20 protein-coding genes and 1 pseudogene are annotated in these 20992 nt (G+C 39.5%); 14 read left to right on the top strand and 7 right to left on the bottom strand.

Annotation, left to right across the window (positions count from 1 at the left end; all coding sequences use genetic code 11):
• The first annotated feature begins 47 nt into the window (after positions 1-47).
• From A8B79_RS03740 to ftsZ, 6 genes are all read left to right on the top strand, one after another.
• The gene (locus A8B79_RS03740; RefSeq protein ID WP_082894054.1) at positions 48-1238 is read left to right on the top strand and encodes an FtsW/RodA/SpoVE family cell cycle protein; all 1191 of its coding nucleotides are present in this window, start codon (positions 48-50) and stop codon (positions 1236-1238) included.
• Positions 1231-2331: an undecaprenyldiphospho-muramoylpentapeptide beta-N-acetylglucosaminyltransferase gene (gene murG, locus A8B79_RS03735; RefSeq protein ID WP_066218111.1), complete on the top strand. Its 1101-nt coding sequence runs from the start codon at positions 1231-1233 to the stop codon at positions 2329-2331. The genes A8B79_RS03740 and murG overlap by 8 nt, the downstream gene beginning before the upstream one ends.
• A complete protein-coding gene (gene murC, locus A8B79_RS03730) occupies positions 2331-3761 on the top strand; it encodes a UDP-N-acetylmuramate--L-alanine ligase (protein ID WP_066218108.1) in 1431 nt (476 codons plus the stop codon). The genes murG and murC overlap by 1 nt, the downstream gene beginning before the upstream one ends.
• 30 nt (positions 3762-3791) lie before the next feature.
• A complete protein-coding gene (locus A8B79_RS03725) occupies positions 3792-4511 on the top strand; it encodes a cell division protein FtsQ/DivIB (RefSeq protein WP_235603541.1) in 720 nt (239 codons plus the stop codon).
• A 218-nt stretch (positions 4512-4729) separates the two neighbouring features.
• Positions 4730-5989, top strand: coding sequence for a cell division protein FtsA (ftsA, locus tag A8B79_RS03720; protein ID WP_082894053.1), 1260 nt, complete (start codon positions 4730-4732; stop codon positions 5987-5989).
• Between the two features lie 60 nt (positions 5990-6049).
• Positions 6050-7393, top strand: a complete 1344-nt coding sequence (gene ftsZ / locus A8B79_RS03715; protein WP_066218102.1) for a cell division protein FtsZ — start codon at positions 6050-6052, stop codon at positions 7391-7393.
• A gap of 641 nt (positions 7394-8034) precedes the next feature.
• On the opposite strand, the gene A8B79_RS03710 is transcribed toward ftsZ, so the two are convergent.
• Complete coding sequence (locus tag A8B79_RS03710) at positions 8035-9840, bottom strand: M61 family metallopeptidase (protein WP_066218099.1); 1806 nt, start codon at positions 9838-9840, stop codon at positions 8035-8037.
• Positions 9841-10372: 532 nt separating this feature from the next.
• Here A8B79_RS03710 and A8B79_RS03705 point away from each other — a divergent pair.
• Together A8B79_RS03705 and A8B79_RS03700 are read left to right on the top strand one after the other, a co-directional pair.
• Positions 10373-12385 carry a histidinol-phosphatase gene (locus A8B79_RS03705; protein WP_066218096.1) on the top strand — a complete coding sequence of 671 codons (2013 nt, stop codon included), beginning with the start codon at positions 10373-10375 and terminating at the stop codon, positions 12383-12385.
• The gene (locus A8B79_RS03700) at positions 12366-12662 is read left to right on the top strand and encodes a hypothetical protein (RefSeq protein WP_066218091.1); all 297 of its coding nucleotides are present in this window, start codon (positions 12366-12368) and stop codon (positions 12660-12662) included. The genes A8B79_RS03705 and A8B79_RS03700 overlap by 20 nt, the downstream gene beginning before the upstream one ends.
• 115 nt (positions 12663-12777) lie before the next feature.
• Here A8B79_RS03700 and A8B79_RS03695 read toward each other — a convergent pair.
• The 4 genes and pseudogenes from A8B79_RS03695 to hppD form a co-directional block, all read right to left on the bottom strand.
• Positions 12778-13041: pseudogene (locus A8B79_RS03695) on the bottom strand (homogentisate 1,2-dioxygenase); the annotation flags it as partial.
• Positions 13042-13047: 6 nt separating this feature from the next.
• Positions 13048-13500 carry a hypothetical protein gene (locus tag A8B79_RS03690; protein WP_153038340.1) on the bottom strand — a complete coding sequence of 151 codons (453 nt, stop codon included), beginning with the start codon at positions 13498-13500 and terminating at the stop codon, positions 13048-13050.
• Positions 13501-13581: 81 nt separating this feature from the next.
• Positions 13582-14739: a homogentisate 1,2-dioxygenase gene (locus A8B79_RS03685; RefSeq protein ID WP_066218080.1), complete on the bottom strand. Its 1158-nt coding sequence runs from the start codon at positions 14737-14739 to the stop codon at positions 13582-13584.
• A 78-nt stretch (positions 14740-14817) separates the two neighbouring features.
• Positions 14818-15954 carry a 4-hydroxyphenylpyruvate dioxygenase gene (gene hppD / locus A8B79_RS03680; RefSeq protein ID WP_082894052.1) on the bottom strand — a complete coding sequence of 379 codons (1137 nt, stop codon included), beginning with the start codon at positions 15952-15954 and terminating at the stop codon, positions 14818-14820.
• 372 nt (positions 15955-16326) lie between these two features.
• Here hppD and paaA point away from each other — a divergent pair, with 372 nt between their 5' ends.
• From paaA to A8B79_RS03650, 6 genes are all read left to right on the top strand, one after another.
• Entirely contained in the window at positions 16327-17271 is a 945-nt protein-coding gene (gene paaA / locus A8B79_RS03675; protein ID WP_066218078.1) for a 1,2-phenylacetyl-CoA epoxidase subunit PaaA, read from the top strand.
• Between the two features lie 120 nt (positions 17272-17391).
• Entirely contained in the window at positions 17392-17691 is a 300-nt protein-coding gene (gene paaB, locus A8B79_RS03670; RefSeq protein WP_066218076.1) for a 1,2-phenylacetyl-CoA epoxidase subunit PaaB, read from the top strand.
• Positions 17692-17751: 60 nt separating this feature from the next.
• Positions 17752-18534 carry a 1,2-phenylacetyl-CoA epoxidase subunit PaaC gene (gene paaC / locus A8B79_RS03665; RefSeq protein ID WP_066218074.1) on the top strand — a complete coding sequence of 261 codons (783 nt, stop codon included), beginning with the start codon at positions 17752-17754 and terminating at the stop codon, positions 18532-18534.
• Between the two features lie 83 nt (positions 18535-18617).
• Complete coding sequence (paaD, locus tag A8B79_RS03660; protein ID WP_066218071.1) at positions 18618-19127, top strand: 1,2-phenylacetyl-CoA epoxidase subunit PaaD; 510 nt, start codon at positions 18618-18620, stop codon at positions 19125-19127.
• Entirely contained in the window at positions 19124-19477 is a 354-nt protein-coding gene (locus A8B79_RS03655) for a hypothetical protein (RefSeq protein WP_066218069.1), read from the top strand. Before paaD ends, A8B79_RS03655 begins: the two co-directional genes overlap by 4 nt.
• Complete coding sequence (locus tag A8B79_RS03650; protein WP_066218068.1) at positions 19474-20265, top strand: enoyl-CoA hydratase-related protein; 792 nt, start codon at positions 19474-19476, stop codon at positions 20263-20265. The genes A8B79_RS03655 and A8B79_RS03650 overlap by 4 nt, the downstream gene beginning before the upstream one ends.
• 9 nt (positions 20266-20274) lie before the next feature.
• Here the strand turns inward: A8B79_RS03650 and A8B79_RS03645 are convergent, their stop codons facing one another.
• A complete protein-coding gene (locus A8B79_RS03645) occupies positions 20275-20688 on the bottom strand; it encodes a type II toxin-antitoxin system VapC family toxin (protein WP_066218065.1) in 414 nt (137 codons plus the stop codon).
• Entirely contained in the window at positions 20685-20921 is a 237-nt protein-coding gene (locus tag A8B79_RS03640; protein ID WP_066218064.1) for a FitA-like ribbon-helix-helix domain-containing protein, read from the bottom strand. Before A8B79_RS03640 ends, A8B79_RS03645 begins: the two co-directional genes overlap by 4 nt.
• Between the last annotated feature and the right edge of the window lie 71 nt (positions 20922-20992).

Here is a 20992-nt window from a genome sequence, read left to right as displayed (position 1 = left end):
GGCTGCTCTGTAACTTTACCACTTTGTTACTCTAAAACTACAACTAAGTGATATACACGAGTCCACATAGCAACTTATCTAATATCATAGGCACCAGCCCTGAAGATATTGACAACCGTAAGCAAGGCAGCGATCGCTTTTTGCTGATGGCCGTTGTTGCGCTTATGATGTTTGGTGTACTTGCCGTGTATTCTTCTATCGCTTACTTCGCTGAATCTAAGTCTACAACGGCTTTTACCTTGATCACAGGACATATCATAAAACTTGGAATTGCTTTTGTTGTAATGCTGATCGTTTCGAAGATCAATTATCACACTCTGGCAAAATTCAGTCGTATTGGTATGGTAATAAGCTGGGTGCTTCTTGTAGCCGTTCTTATGTTTGGAACGGAACAATTTGGTGCCAAAAGATGGCTAAACCTTGGTGGTTTTACATTCCAGCCGTCCACAGTAGCAACGGTAGCTCTTCTGCTCCATATCTGTGTACTTCTCTCTGAGAAACAGGATTACGTCAAAGACTTCAAAAGAAGCTTTATTCCTATTATGGTTTGGGTAAGTATTACCTGTGCATTGATTGGCGTTCAGGATTTCAGCAGTGCCGGAATTCTATTCGGAATTTGTCTGATCGTAATGTTTATAGGTCGAGCCAGTACTTTGCAATTGGGAACTCTTGTATTGATTGGCGTTTTTGGCGGAATGTTACTCCTGAATCAATCTGAGAATCGTCAAAGTAGGATTGATAATTACATCACACAGGTTAAGGATATTGAAAGTACTAAGATCCTTCAGGGGGCAGGTTATCAGGCACAGCAAGCGCATATTGCTATCGCCAAAGGAGAATTTTTTGGAGTGGGAATTGGTAAAAGTTCACAACGTGACTTCCTCCCTGCTCCTTACAACGATTTCATTTTCGCAATTATAGCCGAAGAATATGGAATTTTCGGAGCTATGAGTTTGATACTCATTTTCACTCTTATTTTATTCCGTGGAGTGGTTTTCATTTCCAAAAATGCGGAAGATACTCTTGGTTCTCTTCTGGCAATTGGCTGTACACTCACAATCGTTTTATATGGATTTGTAAATGCCGCTGTAGCAAGTGGATTGCTGCCGGTAACCGGGCTTCCTATGCCCTTTGTAAGTTATGGCGGTACCAGTATGCTTTTTGCAGGATTGATGGTTGGAATCTTATTGAATATTTCGAAACATCATAAAGATCGGAGGACTATGTATTATGGATAATCCGAGAATCTTAATTGCTGCAGGCGGAACCGGTGGACATGTATATCCGGCCATTGCTATTGCTGATGCTATTAAAAACGAAAATGCTGACTCTGAGATCTTATTTGTAGGAACCAAAGATCATATGGAATGGAAAGTTGTTCCAAAAGCAGGCTATAAGATCAAAAGTGTTTGGATCAGTGGGTTTCATCGAAGACTTACTTTGAAGAACATGCTGTTCCCATTAAAACTTGTGACAAGTATAATTCAGAGTTTTGGAATAGTGAGCTCTTTCAAACCTCAGGTTATGGTTTCTTGTGGCGGATATGCCGCAGGACCGGTTGGCTGGGTTGCAGGAAAGCGTGGAGTAAAAGTGGTGATTCAGGAGCAAAACAGTTTCCCGGGAGTTACTAACCGAATGCTTGCTAAGTTCGCATCCAGAATATTTACAGCTTTCAAGGAAGCAGCGAAATATCTGCCTTCTGATAAAATCGTGGAATCAGGAAATCCGACCAGAAACACTTTGGATAAGGTCGAAAAGAAGGTTGGACTCAATTCCTTCAACTTTGATGACTCCAAACCAGTATTGATGGTTCTTGGAGGAAGTGGTGGAGCAAGATCGATCAATGAAGCAGTTAAAGAAAACCTTGATAAGCTGTCTGATCTGCAAGTGATCTGGCAGTGCGGAAGCCGATACATCGATGCTTTGATGAAGGAAGTTGACTTAGAAAACAACAAGAATATTCGTTTAACCGCTTTCATAGACAACATGCCGGAAGCGTATGCTGCTGCAGACTTAATTGTGAGCAGGGCCGGAGCTAGTTCATGTTCTGAATTTATGATGACAGGAAAACCCAGTGTATTGATTCCTTCTCCCAATGTAGCCGGAGACCATCAAACACAAAACGCACAAAGCATGGTTGATGCCGGAGCTTCTGAATTATTGAAAGATGCCGATGCAGTAAATGCTTTACCTGAACTGGTTCATTCATTGATCAAGAATCAGGAAAAATTGAAGGAAATGAACAAAGCTGCACTAAAGCTGGCAAAACCGGATGCAGCAAAGATGATCGCAAAAGAAATTTTAGAACTCGCTAAATCGAAGAACAGTTGATGGAAAACAGAATTCAAACACAACCCGTATTTGGACGAACCAAACATATTCATATGGTTGGAATCGGTGGAATTGGTATGAGCGGGATGGCTGAGATCTTGATACAACGAGGCTATAAAGTAACCGGTTCTGATGGTGCGTCGAATGAAACTACAGATCGCCTGAAAGAACTTGGTGCTACTATTTACCAAGGACACGCTCCTAAAAACATTGAAGGCGCCGATGTTGTGGTTTATACCAGTGCAGTTAAAGCAACTGAAAACGAAGAAACCAAAGCTGCTTTAGAAAATCGTATTCCTACCATCAAAAGAGCGGAAATGCTCGCTGAGTTGATGAAGATGAAGTTTGGAATCGGTGTAGCCGGAACACATGGTAAAACCACTACGACGACTATGATCGGTCACGTGACGCAGGATGGAAATTACGACCCTACTATCATGGTTGGCGGGAAAGTGCACAGTTTTGATAAAACCAATGCTGTTGTAGGTAAAGGTGATGTGATCGTTGTGGAAGCAGATGAGTTTGACCGAACATTCCTTCGCCTCACCCCTTCTATTGCTATTATTACCAATATTGAAGCGGAACACTTAGACATCTACGATGATCTGGAAGATGTAAAAGGTGCGTTCATCGATTATGCTAACAAAGTTCCTTTTTACGGAGCTGTAATCGTTTGTCTGGATGACCCGAATGTGCGAAGTATCCTTCCTGATCTGGAAAGACGAATTATTTCATACGGATTAAGCCCTCAAGCTCAGGTTCGTGCGGTTGATATTAAAATGAATCAATTTACCAGCACTTTTACGGTGATGAATGATGATCAGAAACTTGGAGTGATCACTTTAAAAGCTCCCGGAGATCATAATGTAAAAAATGCACTGGCTGCGGTTGCTACCGGAATTGAGTTAAATATTGATTTTAAACTGATCAAGAAAGGACTAGAACGCTATCAGGGTGTATTCAGAAGATTTCAGAAAAAAGTTGAAGAGCAAGGCGTGATGGTTATTGATGATTATGCTCATCATCCAACAGAAGTTGCTGCAACATTGAACGCTGCTCGCAAAGGGTGGCCTGACAGACGAGTTGTAGCTGTGTTCCAGCCTCACTTGTATTCCAGAACTCAGGATCTGTATAAGGAATTTGGTCTTTCATTTTCTGATGCAGAGGTTTTGGTGATTACAGATGTATATCCATCCAGAGAAAAACCAATTGAAGGCGTAACAGGAAAATTGATCTCTGACACTGCTGAACAATACGGTCACAAGAATGTGATCTATGTTGAGGACAAAGCAGATGTAACGGAAACTCTTAAAGAGATTTCAAAAGCCGGAGACATCATCATAACCATGGGTGCCGGTGATATCTATAAATATGGTGAAGAATTTGCAAACGAATTGGAAAGCGGAAATTATAAAACAGGAGCTCAATAGTTAATGTCGGTCAACAGCACAAATAGCGACGTGAAGAAGAGTAAGCTTCTCCCTTGGGCAACAGCGATCATGCTGGTTGTTGGAGTTGCTGTGCTTGCGGCTGTCTATTGGAACAGAAATGTGACTGTTGATGAATTGTCATTTTCCGGAAATGTAATTACAGAGATCGAAGTGCTGACAGAAGCTGCAAATGTAGAATTTGGTGTTCATCCCGACAGTCTGGATCTGAGTGCGATTGTTCAACGCATTGAAAAAGTAGATTACGTAAAAAGTGCTACTCCTTATATAGAACCAAACGGCGATCTGAATATTGAAATAAAAGAACGTACTCCAGTTGCATTACTTATTAAAGATGAAAAAAGAGCTTATGTAGATGCTGAAGGAGTAAAACTTCCGATCTTTGAAAATAAAACATTCAATCTGCCTTTGGTTTATGGATTTGATGCTTCCTCACATTCTGACACACTTAAAAGTGAAGCATTCAAGCAAATAAGTACTTTTTTAACGGAAGCAAAGCAAAACAAATTCGGATGGTTGACCATCAGTGAAGTGGCTTATAACAAAGAAGAAGGCGTTGTAGCACTTAGTCAGGAAAACGGAGTAAAGCTTTTATTCGGAAGTAATGACTTCAGGATCAAGCTTGAAAACTGGGAAGCTTTTTACACGGAGGTGATTCGGGTGAAAGGAATCCAAACCATGCAACAGGTAGATCTCAGATTTAACAATCAAGTGGTAACAAGGGAAGGTTAAGATATGAACAACAATCAATTTCATATAAAACACACCCCTGTTTCCCCTCTCAAGAGGGGACTATTCACCTTTTCGCAATTCATTTTGCGAAGACTTAATGAATTTAAAGAGCTTCCCCTCCCACGGAGGGGATTGAGGGGTGGGTCAAAATTTGTCTCGATTTACTCTAAAAAATCTGCAATCAATTTTAGCAATCAACAAACAAAGCGGTATCAATAATGTCTGAACAAGAAAACATCATGGTCGGTCTCGATATTGGGACTACAAAAATTTGCGCAATCGTTGCTTCCATCGAGCACGAAAGAATCAACATCCTTGGAGTTGGTAAAGCTCCCAGCGATGGCTTAAATCGTGGCGTGGTTGTTAACATTGATAAGACCGTAAACGCAATCAAGGACGCCATTGCACAGGCTGAACTTGCTTCCGGAATTCAGGTGAATTCTGTGAATGTGGGTATTGCAGGCGATCACATCAGAAGCATGAGAAGTAAAGGTGTGATCACCATCAACAATAAAGACAATGAGATCACCGCACATGATGTTGAACGTCTTTTGGAAGACTGTCAGCGCATTATGTTGCCTACTGATCAACAAATCCTTCATGTAATTCCTCAGGAGTTTGTGGTTGATGGTCAGGATGGAATCAGCGACCCGGTTGGAATGAGCGGAATGCGCATGGAAGCAGAAGTTCACATTATCACAGGTTTGGTTTCTGCAGCTAAAAACATGTATCGCTGTGTGGAACGCGCCGGTTATCAGGTGGCAGATCTGATTTTAGAACCTTTAGCTTCTTCTTATTCAGTATTGGATGAGGAAGAAAAAGAAGCCGGAGTTGTGTTGGTGGATATCGGTGGTGGTACTACAGATGTAGCCATTTTCCAGGATAATACCATCCGACATACAGCAGTTGTTGCCATTGCCGGACAGAAAGTAACGGACGATATACGTCTTGGTTTAAGTGTTCTTGACGATCAGGCCGAAATGCTGAAAAGAAAGCACGGCGAAAGCTATGCTGATATGATCGAAGAAGACGAAGTGATCACCGTTCCGGGAATTGCCGGACGTCCACCAAAAGAAATTACAAAAAGCATTCTTTCCAAAATTATACAGGCGAGAATGGAAGAAATCATGGAAATAGTTGGGATCGAGATCAAACGCAGTGGCTACTCAGAAGCACTAAGTGCAGGAGTAGTTCTTACAGGCGGTGGATCTTTGATCAAGAATATTTGTCCACTGGCTAACGAGATCTTAGGAATAGATGCCAAGATCGGGATTCCGTTAGGAATCACAGGCGGTTTAGTGGAAGAAGTAAACAGTCCAATTTACGCTACAGGTGTTGGTCTTGTGGTTCATGCTTTAAAAACAGGCATGGGCAACAATCAAACGATGATGCCATCATCACAAAAAGGCGGAAAAAATATGGAACAGGTGATGAACAAGATCGCCGACCGTATGAAAAGTTGGTTCAAAGAACTTTAGCAAACAGCAATCATCTACAAAAAACAATCCAGTAAATAAATACAAAAACAAGGAGTAATCATGGCTAACCATAATACTCGATTCTTTTTCGACGAACAAAGCCAGGAAAACGCAAAGATCAAAGTGGTCGGCGTTGGCGGCGGCGGCGGAAACGCAATCAACAATATGATAAATATGGGCCTCGACAGTGTGGAATACATCGCACTTAACACCGACGCCCAAGCACTGAAAAACAGCCAGGCTGATGTAAAAATTCAGGTTGGAACCTCACTTACTAACGGTTTAGGAGCAGGAGCTCGTCCGGAAGTTGGTAGAGAAGCGGTTGAAGAAAACCGACACGAAATTGAAGAAGCCATCGAAACTGCGGATATGATATTCGTGACTGCAGGAATGGGTGGCGGTACCGGAACCGGAGGCGCACCTGTAGTTGCAGGAATGGCCAAACGTAAAGGAATTCTTACAGTAGGAATTATTACCACTCCATTCGATTGCGAGGGTAAGATCCGTAAGAAATTTGCACTGGAAGGAATCACAGAACTAAAAAAGAACTGTGACACCGTTATCGTTATTCCTAACGAACGACTTCTGGACATCGCGGACGAAAACACCACATTGATGGATGCTTTCGCACTGGCAAATGAAGTTTTATATAACGCAACGCGTGGTATCAGCGACTTAATTCTAATGCCCGGCCTGATCAATCTTGATTTCGCGGATGTTAGAACTACAATGACCGACGGTGGTGCAGCGATCATGGGATCAGCAACAGCTGAAGGCCCTGACAGAGCTGAAATCGCCGCTCGTTCTGCTATTAACTCTCCGTTATTGGATGGAGTTAGTATTCGCGGAGCAAGAAGCGTTCTTGTTAACATCAGCGCCGGTTCGGCTTTGGGTATGCGTGAAACCACTACTGCTACAAGTATTGTTCAGCAGGAAGCCGGTGACAATGCAGAGATCATCTTAGGTACTGTTCTTGACGAAACATTTACTGATGAGATCAGAGTTACCGTAATTGCTACCGGTTTTGACTTAGCTGAAGACAGAACTACAGCGAAAGTAGCACCAAATGCTTCTGCAGGTTTAAATAAAGCAGCGGAAAATGCTTTGAATAATCAGGAAATAAAACCTCAGGGAGTTCCAAGCAGAATTGCCCGCACTCCTAGTGATTATTACAAGGGAGAAGGGAATCTGAAAAAATTAGATACGCCTTCTTACCTGCGTCGTGATCTTTCTGTTCGACAAAAAGAACAGGAAAATGATGAGGAAGAAGAAAGTTACCGCGCTGAAGAACCAAAGCAGGAAACTAGAAGCAGAGATAATATAGCTCCGTTCCAAAGCAGAACCGAGCGTATTCAAAAAGACGATTCTGATCAGCCCGCATTCTTGCGCAAGATCATGGATTGATCTGTTTTTGTTTTACTGATTTTTGAACCGCCTTGGGAAAGGTGTCTCATGAATCATGATTTTACTGGATTATAGTTGCTGCTCACTCTTTGTGAGACGGCTATAGATTGCTAACAACAAGAGAAGCCTCTGGATAAGGGGCTTCTTTTTTGATCACTGATTTCGCTGATTTAGAAACAATGATTCCGCTGATTTTCTTCGTTTCGGACTGTCGTCCTCACTTGCCTATACTGAAGCTTTACGATGGCAGGCTTGTTTACTTTATTAACATTTATTGGATTTCATTTTATAACTTGTCATTTCGAGATGAGCGAAGGCGTAGCCTGAGTGACCGAGAAATCTAAACATCTACGAAACCTACTCCACTATTTGTAGATTTCTCACATCTGTTCATAATGACAGAGACGTTACCTGCTCCCCAACCCTGAAGGGTCTCCTTGTTTAAGGTTTAAATCAATTGTGAAATTACAACAAAAAACTAAGTTAGCTGCTACCACACCTATTACTTATTCCCTTATCCACCAATAACTAATCCACTTTGTCACTCAGTCACTTTCCCCACTCTGTCACTCAGTCACTTTCCCCACTCTGTCACTCAGTCACTTTCCCCACTCTGTCACTCAGTCACTTTCCCCACTTTGTCACTTCTTAACCCCGATCCAAGCATTTCTTCTCTCCATCTCTTTTCTACCTGCATTTTCATCAAGAGTAGTTTGTAATCGCTTAGAACCTTCCAGTGTAACATCAAAGGTTTTTTCTTGTCCCCATCTTTCGATGACTACTTTAATAACATCGCCCGGTTTATGATTTGCTAAGATCTCATCTACGTTTTCTACGGAATTCAGGTCCGTTCCTGCAATGGAAATAAACACATCTTCTGATTCAATTCCTGCCTTGTAGATCGGACTTCCAACCGTTGCATTTGAAGTCATCTTCCATTCGTCATTTCGCTTTCGGATGGTTTCGCCTAAACTCGCTTTGTTCGGTTCCGCTAATTCTAGCTTCACTCCTACTTTCGTAAACAGAGATTTGTAATGAGGAAGTTTGCTATCAAAGATGTAATTCTCAAAATAGTTGTCAGCAAATTCTTTGCCCGCATATTCTGCTAAAGCAACCTGAAGATCTTTAACGGTATACGGAACTTCTGTCTTGCCGTATTTCATCCAAACTAGCTTGAAATAATCATCGAGATTTAAGCCTTTATCCATTGTTCTAAGTGAAAGATCTAATCCTAATCCAAGCACACTTCCGTATGTATAGTATGACACAAACGTATTCGAGCGATTCACAGGATCTACTGATCGCGCCGCATCTACAAACGGAGCCTGATAGCTCATTTCGATCGGATTAAAGTAATTCCTTCCCGGAGAATTGACCACGTAATTCAGTCCACCGTCCAATCCTTCTACATATTGCTGATCTGTTCTGATGTCAGCTCTGGCAAGTGTCAAGCCTGTATAATAGCTCGTAAATCCTTCGGCAAACCAAAGTTCACCGCTCATATTCGCTTCTTCAAAATCGAATGGTTCCAGACTTGCCGGACGAATTCGTTCTACGTTCCAAGCATGGAAAAATTCATGAGAAATGGTTCCAATGCTGGTTTCTCCCAAAGGTCGGTCTAATGGTTTTGAACTTACCACATAGGTAGAATTTCGGTGCTCCATTCCATCTCCGCTGGCGTTGGGCATGTAGCAAGTCAAAAATGTGTACTCACCGTAATCGAACGTTGGCATTTCACCATAAATATCTCTCTGCGCTTTTACGATCGCCATTACCTTCCCGAAATATTCGTCCACTTCTTTATCTGAAGCCGGAGTGTGTAAAGCCAATCGAATATTCTGTCCGTCTACTTTTTCTTCTCGAAAATGCATATCTGCAATTTCGGTCGGACTGTCTAAAAAGTACTGAAGATCTTCCGCGTAATAGGTATTTCCTTCCACATGCTTTAGCTGTGTAGCTATTTCCCAGTTCAGGTCGTCTCTTTTGTTGAAGGTGATCTCGATCGGACGGTATTCGTAGTTTCGTGCCCACGCAAAAGTCGCCGGCATGTTCATATGTGCATGCGTTTCGTCAATTCCGGTGTACGTCCCTCCTCCTCTGTTCGCGTATAAAGTGTAGCTGAACTTCACGGTTCCGTCATGACCGCTTACATTCCATTGATGTGGATTTGGTCGTGTTATTTCCAATTCATTTCCGTTTCCGTCTACCGCGGTTACATTATAAACGTTCTTGGCAAATTCATGAAGTGCATATCGTCCCGGAGATGTCCTGCTCATTCTCACTTCCAGCACTTTGTTTTCTACATTTGGAAAGGTGACTGAGATCTCTGCTTCGTGATGAACCGCATTTTCGAATGAAATTTCGTACTGATTATGGGTTTGGGCCGTCGCTTCGCTGAATAGTGAAATTAGGAATACAGGAATTAGGAATAGGGAATACTTCTTCATGGATGTAATTTTTTGAATTGAACGATGGAAGATGAGAAAAGAACATTGAACATCCAATATGAATGCCGAATGTTGACTTTTTTTATAATCTCATTTCCCATTTGCGAAGGATTACGCGAAGCAAATCCTGAAGCAATCTCCTTATTCCAGCTTTTTTATGGGGGATTGCTTCGTCGATTACTTTTTAACCTAGAGATACGATCAGTCCTCCTCGCAAATGGAAGTCACCCTCAGCATCATCAGTTTTGTCATTTCGAAGGAGCCTGACGACTGAGAAATCTAAAGATCGCCTTTAATACTGATTCTTAGATTTCTCTCCCGAATTGTCGGGATCGAAATGACAGCCTCGAGGACATTCCGGACTTGATTTGGAATCGGTATAACACAAAGATTCAAATTATTTTTTGTAACCTATAATTTTATCAATTACATTCGTCTATTATTTGGCACGGTAAAATGCTTAACAAAATAAGACACCCTTATATGAATAATCATTGCTATATGCTGTCTGTAATTTGAGTAAAAAAGAAAATTGAAGAAAATTGATTTCCATATTCATACAGTTAAATCCATTAGCGATAGTCCCTTTGATTTTCATATAGGATCATTGAAAGAATATGTTGATTTACTTGAAATTGACTGTATTGCAATAACTAACCATAATTTATTTGATAAAGCTCAGTATGTACAAATATCAAATGAATTAGATGTTAAGGTTTTCCCAGGGATAGAAATTGACTTAGAAGGCGGTCATTTATTGTTGATATCTGAAATTGAAAATCTTGATGATTTTGCTACCAAATCTCAAAAAGTAAGTGACTTAATTAAATCGCCCAATGATGACATTAGCTATGATGAATTGATCGAAATCTATGGTGATCTAAATAATTACTTGTTGATACCTCATTATGACAAAAAACCAAAATTACAACCTGATACACTAGCAAAATTTGGAGATAGTATTTTTGCTGGAGAAGTAGCTAGCTTGAGAAAGTTTAAAGCATGTATCAAAGAACAAGATAAATTAACACCTGTTATTTTTAGTGATGAAAGGTTCGTTGAGAATATGACGTCCTATCCAACTAGACAAACATACCTTGACGTTGAAGAAACCTCTTTAAATGCTATAAAAGGTTGTTTGTTTGACAAAACGAAAGTTTTCCTTTCAAAAGAAGAAGGAAACGATTTCTTTCAAGCTACTGATGATGGAATTATGTTGTCGACCAGTCTCAATGTCATTGTCGGTGGTCGTTCATCTGGAAAGACTTATACTCTAGATAAAATTTGTGACAATTTTGATAATGTAAAATATTTAAAACAGTTTTCTTTATTACAAAATGACAAAGAAAACTTCAAAAAACTGGTAACAACTAGACACAGCCTTATAACAGAAAATTATCTTAAAGAATTTAAAGATGTAGTATATGATGTAAATGATATTGACTTAAAAGCTAATGAAATTTCGATTGAAAAATATCTAACCTCCTTAAAGAAATTTGCCTCAGAAAGCGATAGTCTGGACACTTTCTCAAAATGTGCTTTGTATAATGAAAATAAGTTTACACTTGATAATTTAGAGAATTTAAAAAAGCTTATTAATGCAACTAAGACATTGGTTGAAGCTAATGAGTACAAAGATATAGTGGATAAGCACATCTCAGGTGTAAATCTTAAAAGCCTGATTTCTGAATTAATTCAAAAGCACAATGAAATTCACGAAAATAATCTAAAAAAAGAATGGACTAATAATCTTATTGAATCGATTAAGGATAGCTTGAAATTTCGTTCAACTACTACAACAGTTGAAGACATAGATTTTACCAAGATACAACTTGAAAAAATTAAGGTGCAGAAATTCAAACAGCTTGTTAAGTCTATTCAACACGAAAAAGTAATCGATAGTAAAGAAATTAGAGGCTTTAAGGTCTTGGCTAAAACAAAAAAATATACTGGCGCTATCCAGTTAAAAAATAAAAGTAAAAGTAAACTTAGTTTTAGTGAAGCATTCAATAACTATGAAGACCCATATAAATTTTTGATAGCCTTGCAAAATGTTGGAATTGAAGAAACTGAGTATTACAAATACTTTGTTGATATTGACTACAGAACACTAAATAAACACGGTTATGAAGTTTCTGGGGGAGAACGTTCTGAGTTTAATTTGCTACACGAAATAAGTGATGCCTTGAAGTATGACCTCTTGTTAATTGATGAACCTGAATCATCTTTCGACAATATTTTCCTCAAAAATGAAGTGAATGAATTAATTAAAGAAATAGCAAAAGAAATTCCTGTTATTGTAGTTACACATAATAGCACTATCGGGGCTTCAATAAATCCAAATCATGTTGTATTTACTCAAAAAATTGTGAAGCCTGACGATGTTGAGTATAAAGTGTTTTTCGGTCACCCAACTAGTAAAATATTAAAGAGCGCAAATGGTGAAAGTATAAAAAATCTGGATGTACTTTTAAATTGTTTAGAAGCGGGTGAAGATGCATATAACGAACGTCATAAAAAGAGCTATGAAATACTTAAAGATTGAAGATAATAAAGCATTTTTTATTAAAGACAAGGCTCAACCTGAAGATTGGACTGAAATTGATAAAATTGAAAAAGAGGATTTATTAAAACTCTTAAATTTCGCGACTGAAGTGGATTTTGAGATGGACGATTATGACGAAATAACTTTAGGTCATAAAGCACATCAAATTATTTACAAAAGCCTGCACGAAAAACTAAGTACTTTTCTAAGCAATAAAGACAGATTTAAGGACCAAACTGAAAGCCTATACAAAGAAGAATTAGAGAAATATCAATAAGATAATATCCAAAAATAATTAACAGCGATTTTGCTCTTAAATTAAAAGTTAAAGATCAATACATAACGGAAAAACTAGATCTTAAAATCCGTTTTTTTTTTCAAATATTAAACTTTCACTTCCCCTCCAACCAAGAATACGGATAACTCGGATCGTCTAATCGCATTGCTTCTTCGGTGACGTACATCGGCTTAAAGGTATCGATCATCACGGCATATTCATCCGTTTCTTCAGCGCCGATGCTGGCTTCTGCTTTTCCGGGGTGCGGACCGTGTGGAATTCCCCCTGGATGTAGCGTGATACTCGCATAATCCATTCCTTTTCTGCTCATAAAATCGCCTTCCACGTAATACAGCATTTCATCTGAATCTACATTGGAACCTAATCAAAACTTATACCCAACACTAAGACCTGGAAAAGGAAGGACTCTTTTCGGATCACAAGAATCTCGGTGGCCACACCCTTCTGAATTAATGTCTGTTTGTATATATAGCCCATTAATAGATGGTTTAAGAAATATATTTTCCCTCTGAAATGAATATGATATACTGCTAGTTGGAATATATTCCATTTTGAAGATATTGGTGTGAGTGATACCGATTCCTATTTCTAATTTTCTATAGAATAGTGATACATTTAGAGGAATAACATATTGATTTTTTTCTTCTCTGTAACCGATATTGAATGGGTTTAAACCTGCTCCCAAACTGAAAAGCACACCTGTATCTTCCTCTTTATGAAATGGAATCCTATATGCAACATTCAAAGTAAAGCCAGAAAAACTAGTCCCAAAGGATTCTATATATATTGCTTTATTTTTAGCTTTTGTTTGCCCCAAAACATTATTTGTAAATAGAAAAATTAATCCACAACAAATCAAAGTTGAAGCAAAAATTTTTAATATTGATTCTACTTGCTTTCACTTCCCCTCCAACCACGAATACGGATAACTCGGATCGTCTAGTCGCATTGCTTCTTCAGTCACGTACATGGGTTTGAAGGTATCGATCATAACTGCGTATTCGTCCGTTTCTTCAGCGCCGATGCTGGCTTCTGCTTTTCCGGGATGTGGACCGTGCGGAATTCCTCCGGGGTGAAGCGTGATACTCGCATAATCCATTCCTTTTCTGCTCATGAAATCGCCCTCCACGTAGTACAGCATTTCGTCTGAATCTACATTGGAGTGATTATATGGCGCCGGAATGGCATCCGGATGATAATCGAATTTCCTTGGACAGAAACTACATACTACATAGTTATGTCCACGGAAAGTTTGATGTACGGGTGGTGGTTGGTGAACTCGTCCGGTGATCGGCTCAAAATCCTTGATGTTGAAGATCCACGGATACAAATATCCATCCCAGCCAACTACATCTAACGGATGATGATCAAAAGTATAATGATGCATTCTTCCACCTTTCTTGATACGAACTTCAAACTCTCCTTCTTCCTCAAAGAACAATTGCTCTTGTGGTAAACGGAAATCACGTTCACAAAACGGTGAGTTTTCCATGAATTGCCCCATTTCAGATAAATAGCGCTTCGGAAAATCAATGGGTCCGGTAGAATCTACAGTAAGTACACGGTTCTTGTCCGTATCAAAATTCATTTGGTAGGTTGTTCCACGCGGGATGTAAATGTAATCTCCGTATCCGAAATCTAGTCGACCAAAATTGGTTTGCAGATGTCCGGTCCCCTCGTGAATGAACAACAATTCGTCATGTTCGCCATTGCGATAAAAGTAATTCATGGCATCGGTTGGTCGCATGATTCCAATCTGAAGATCATTATTGAACATCAAAACCTTTCGCCCGGTAATGGCATCTCCGCCTGTTGGAATATCTTTGGTCTTCAAATGACGATGACGAAGTGTTTGATCGTCTGCCGCTTTTACTTCGATCTTTGCTCCTTGCTCGATCTTGGTCACTCGCGTCGGCATATGGTAATGGTACAGCAACGAACTGTTTCCGTGAAAGCCTTCAGCTCCGAATAATTCTTCCGTAAACAATTCTCCGTCCGGTCGGCGAAATACCGTATGACGTTTATGTGGGATGGTTCCTAATGCGTGATAATACATGGCTTAATTTTGAATGTTTAATTATGAATTTTGAATTAGCTGCCATTCAAAATTCATAATCCATAATTAATAATTCGTTTAGAGGTTTCCTCTCAGCTCTTGTTCGCGTTCGATGGCTTCGAAAAGTGCTTTGAAATTTCCTTTTCCGAATCCTCGAGCACCTTTTCGCTGAATGATTTCATAAAAAAGCGTTGGTCTATCAACTACCGGCTTCGTAAAGATCTGAAGCAAATATCCTTCATCATCTCGATCTACTAAAATTCCAAGATCAGCGAGTACATCAATGGGTTCATCGATCTTACCTACACGATCTTCCAGTTCTTCGTAATAAGTTGTCGGCACTTTAAGAAAGTCCACGCCTCTGTCACGAAGTTTGGTCACCGTATCAATAATATCAGCTGTTAGTAAAGCCACATGCTGAACTCCAGGTCCTTCAAAGAAATCCAGATATTCTTCAATTTGCGATTTCTTCACACCATCAGCCGGCTCATTGATCGGAAACTTGATCATTCCCCTACCGCCTGCCATCACTTTACTCATCAAAGCGGTGTATTCGGTTGAGATATCTTTATCATCAAAACTGATGTATTGCGTGAAACCAAGAACATCTCTGTAAAAAGCTACCCAGGTGTCCATTTCTCCGAGTTCCACATTGCCCACACAATGATCCACAAACTGAACACCAACAGGTTCGGTGCTGATCAAATTTTCCTTGGCAACAAATTTCGGAAAGAAAATCCCATCATATTCCGTTCTGTTAATGAAAGAGTGAATTACATCACCGTAGGTTCTGATGGCTGCTTTTCTGATCGTTCCGTCGCCATCAGTAATGGAATGTGGTTCTTCAACAACTTCCGCTCCTCTTTTAACGCTTTCCTTGAAAGCCCGATCTACATCTTCCACATGCATTGCAATATCTTTGATTCCATCACCATGCTTATGCACAAACTCCGAAATGGGTGACTTACTGCTTAGCGGAGCTGTAATTACAAACCGAATATTTCCCTGTTCTAAGTAGTAGGAAGATCTATCCCGAACTCCGGTTTCCAAACCTGAGTAAGCTTTTAGTTGAAATCCGAAAGTGGTTATGTAGTAGTGAGCGGTCTGTTTAGCATTACTTACATAGTGCTCCACATAATCCACATCCTGTAATCCCAAATGGTCATCAAATTCTTCTTCTATTTCTCTTTCCAATACGTTGTCTTGATCTTTCATCGTAATATTTTTACAAACTGTTCAGGTTGGCATTCAACAGTACTGCAAAATATTGAGTTGCTGTAGCTCTTGAATGAAATTTCGGTCTACCCAACTACTACTTTTATCCGATTTTGAAAATAAATGACTGCTTTGCCTTTTACTAGATAATTATACTTCATTGAGTAGAACTATAAATGTTGCTAAGCACGTCATTTTTGATCCATTTTATCTCCGGATATTTAAATTTGGAATGATCTTTAATAATAACTGTATAAAATGTATGAAAGGAAATGAATAAACAAAAATCAATAGTCTGCTTTTATTATATTCAAGGAATATAATTCTTTTAAAGGATGTTATGCCACTGAACTAAAAAAGCGCTTACACCATATGGAAACACAACAGCAATTAGACGACTTTCAAGCCCGAATTGATGCCGGCGAAAAGATAGAACCCAAAGACTGGATGCCTGAACGCTATCGCGAACAGATCATTCGCATGGGTAGCCAGCACGCACATTCTGAGATCGTAGGTATGCTTCCTGAAGGAAATTGGATCTCCAGAGCTCCATCACTAAAAAGAAAATTAGTGCTTCTTGCTAAAGTTCAGGATGAAGCCGGGCACGGATTATATTTATACAGCGCTATCGAAACTTTAGGTGTGAGACGTAGCGAACTCATCGATCAGTATTTGTACGGAAACGCTAAATATTCCAGTATTTTCAATTATCCGACCTTAAGCTATGCAGATGTTTGCATTATCGGTTGGTTGGTTGATGGTGCGGCTATTGTAAATCAAACTAAATTGGCGCACTCCAGTTACGGTCCTTATGCAAGAGCGAACCTTAGAATTTGCAAGGAAGAAAGTTTCCATAAAAAGCAGGGTTACGAAATGGTAGCCAAGCTTGCTGAAGGAACTCCTGCTCAACGCAAAATGGTGCAAAGTGCTGTTGATCGTTTTTGGTGGCCAACTTTAATGATGTTTGGACCAAACGATTCTAACTCTCCTAACAGTGCTGAATTACTGAAATGGCAAGTGAAATTGAATACCAACGATGAGCTTCGTCAGCATTTTGTTGACAGAGTGGTTATGGAAGCTGAAGCAGTTGGGTTAACACTTCCGGATCCGGATCTGAAGTTTAATGACGAAACCGGACACTGGGAATTTGGTGAAATTCCGTGGGATGAATTTTGGGACGTAGTAAAAGGAAATGGTGTTATGAACCGCGAGCGAATGAAATCGCGCAGAAAAGCACATGAAGATGGCGCTTGGGTTCGTGAAGCAGCACAAGCGTATGCCAGAAAGAAAAATTTAAGCCGCGAAAAGGCTTCTTAAACGGACATCCCCCGATCCGATAGTCATCGGATCACCCCCTTCAAAGGGGGATTTTGTTAACATTAACAAAGTCCCCTCTTGAGAGGGGATTCAGGGGTGTGTAAAACTAATTTTTATTTAATGAGCGAAAACAACGAAAAAGATTGGCCTCTGTGGGAGGTTTTTTATCAACCTAAAAATGGTAAACCGTACGAGCATGCCGGAAGCTTACATGCTTCTGATGCTGAAAATGCTTTGCAAAATGCCCGTGATGTGTATGCACGAAGAAATGAAGGAATCGGAATCTGGGTAGTTCCGTCGGATCAGATCACCGCTTCCACACCGGAAGATATGGGATCATTTTTTGATCCGGCATCTGACAAGCCGTACAGACATCCACAATTTTACAGTGTACCAAGAGCCGTTAAAAAAAGAAGCTAATTCGTTAATTGTTATTAGTGTGTTTGTGAAACCAAATAACTAATAACCAATAACTATCAAATGAATACAACGAAAGAATTTTCAGTTAAAGAATCTAAAATAACTTACCTGCTCAGGTTGGCCGATGATAGATTAATACTAGGTCAGCGAATGTCAGAGTGGTGCGGTCATGGTCCGGTTTTGGAAGAAGATCTTGCTTTGGCAAACATGGCTTTAGATCTGATCGGACATGCTTCTTCACTATACGCCTATGCTGCAGAAGTTGAAGATGAAGGTCGTGATGAAGATCACTTTGCTTATTTCCGAGATGACTACGAATTTACGAATCTCCAGCTATGTGAACTCCCGAAAGGCGATTTTGCTTTCACCATTGCCCGACAGTTTTTGTTCAGTTCTTTCAGCTATTTTCAATATCAGCAACTTAAAGAAGCTAAAGACGAACAGTTTGCAGGAATGATCGACAAGCATTTTAAAGAGGTCAAATATCATTTAAGACACTCCAGAGACTGGGTACTCAAACTTGGCGATGGAACAGAAGAAAGCAAAAAAAGAATGCAAGAGGCTTTCGATGAACTTTGGATGTACACCGGAGAATTATTTTACATAGATGGCGTTGATGAAATGATGTTGGCAGATGGAAACGGAGCTGATCTGTTAAAATTCAAAGATGAGTGGAAGAAATTGGTGGAAGACACTTTAACTGAAGCCACATTAAGCGTTCCCGATTGGGATCAGTTTATGATGACAGGAAGTCGAACGGGAATGCATACGGAGCATTTAGGCCATATGCTTGCTCAGATGCAGTTTTTAAGACGCTCGCATTCTGATGCTGATTGGAAGTAGGAACAGTACTTAGTATTGAGACGTTAGATTTTAGCGTCGCTTAAATTAATCTCAATACTAAGTACTAATATCTCAATACTATAATGTCAACCAAAACCCTACATACCGAAGAGCAAATCTGGGATTATATCCGCGAGGTAACAGATCCGGAGATTCCTGTTCTCAATATTATCGAAATGGGTATCGCGCGTAGTGTTGATGTAGATAGTTCAGGAAAAGTGACCGTTAAAATTACTCCGACTTATTCCGGTTGTCCGGCTATGAATGCCATCGAAAAAATGGTGAAGGAAAAACTGGAAGAAAAAGACATCGAAGATTTTGAAATAAAGCTGGATTTTTCTGAAGCATGGACTACTGACTGGATGACGGATGAAGCCAAAGTTAAGCTTAAAGATTATGGTATCGCCCCTCCTGAAAAATCTGTGACCGATGATGATTTTTTGAAGAGTTTATCAGGAACTAAGATTGTCCCCTGCCCTTTTTGTGATTCTTTTGAAACTGAACTTCAAAGTCAGTTTGGATCCACGGCTTGTAAATCTCAATATTTTTGCAATTCTTGTCATCAACCCTTTGAACATTTTAAATGCATATGAAACGAAAAATTTTCGTCCTGACATTATTTCTTTGTTTAATCAGTCTTTCAGCAAGTGCTCAGGTTCTTGAACAAAAGAATAATCGTACTGATGATGCAAAGATCTCATTTAATTTTATTCCTGACCATAATCATCGGTTTCAGATAAAGCCTCTTCAAGTTAAATCGAGTAAAGTTTTGGTCGGAACGGGCTTTTTACTTCAGGGATTAAAATTCAGTTCACTTATCGATCAGTTTAATGCCGTTGCTCCATTCGATATCAGGGCTTACGAACCGCTGAATTTCAGTTCTTTTTCACAGACTATCCAATCAAATTATTTACTTCAAAATTCTATACAGCCTATAAAATGAGTCTACAGTTTATTGAAACCAATTTAGAAGAAGGCGTTTTAACCATAACATTAAATCGTCCTGATGTATTGAACAGTTTCAACTACGGAATGGCTGAAGAAGTCCAGAATGCATTTAAAGAAGCCGAATCCAATGATGAGATCCGTTGTGTTTTACTCACCGCAAACGGCAAAGGATTTTGCGCCGGTCAGGATCTGAAAGAAGTAACCGAAATTGCCAAAGATCCCGATCGCGAACTGGGTGAAGTTGTTCATCATACTTACAACCCGATCATCAAAGCCATTCGGACTTTAGAAAAACCTGTTATCTGTGCGGTGAACGGAACCGCTGCCGGAGCAGGAGCTAATATTGCACTAGCTTGTGATATGGTTTTCGCAACTGAAGAAGCCAAGTTTATTCAATCGTTTTCAAATATTGGATTGATTCCTGACAGCGGAGGAACGTACATTCTGCCCAGACTAATCGGACTTGCCAGAGCAACCGAACTCACTTTTACCGGTCGACCTGTTAAATCACCTGAAGCTGTTGAAATGGGAATGATCTACAAGTCAGTTCCTGCCGATGAATTAATGAATGAAGCGATGGCTCTTTGTAGGAAATTCGCAAAAATGCCCACTCGCGGCTACGGACTTACCAAAAAAGGATTTAATGAAGGGTTTAATAATGACCTGGAAACCCAACTAAAACTGGAAGCTGACCTGCAAGCGGAAGCAGGCAGCACGGAAGATTATCATGAAGGAGTTGCTGCTTTTCTTGAGAAGAGAAAACCTGAGTTTAAGGGGAAGTGAAAATTTAATTTATAGTGGATTTTCTACATAGTCTTTAAAAACAGTAGTAGATAATCCGTTTACCAGTCTGTTATCAGAGGTATATAATTTTCCTTCTTTCTTGATCGCTAATGCTAAATAATTGGCATCATAAATTGTAATTGGAAGAGAAATTGAAATATCGAATGCTAATTTTAAAATTGCCTTTTCTGAAAATACTTGGAAATTCAAATCTTCCAGCTCTTTTCTTTTCTCTAAGGCTTCGCTAATACTTAACTCCCTTTTCCTAACTTTTTTACTAATTATCGAACTCATTTCTATAAGAAATAGGTACGGCACTAGCATCCGATCTATTTTCTTTAAAAAAATTTCTGCTTGATCAGAGTCCTTTTCATAGAAAATCCATTTTGCTGCTATTGAAGCATCAATTATGTAGTTCTTCATCGATTTCTATCTTCTCTGATGTCTTTGGTACTATCTGAAAAGATTCTTCCTTCAGCTCTATATTTTTCTAAGATTTCACTGACCATATTTCTTGCTTCGTCCATATCCGTTCCGGCGTATTCTTCAAGCATTTTTTTAAGTTCTGATTGAAGCGAACGATTATTCTTTTCTGCTCTCTTTTTTAAGGTATTCAGTGTTTTCTCATCGATATTTCTAATAAGTACATCAGGCATAATCACTGGGATTGTTATATGATATCATAATGATAGCAAATTGTAATGATGTTTACAATGCTATACTCAAA

Origin of the sequence: Balneola sp. EhC07, assembly GCF_001650905.1 — a bacterium.
Classification (GTDB): Bacteria; Bacteroidota; Rhodothermia; order Balneolales; family Balneolaceae; genus Balneola.
The sequence above is the reverse complement of the archived record's forward strand: the minus strand, read 5'-3'. Positions and strand labels throughout refer to the sequence as shown.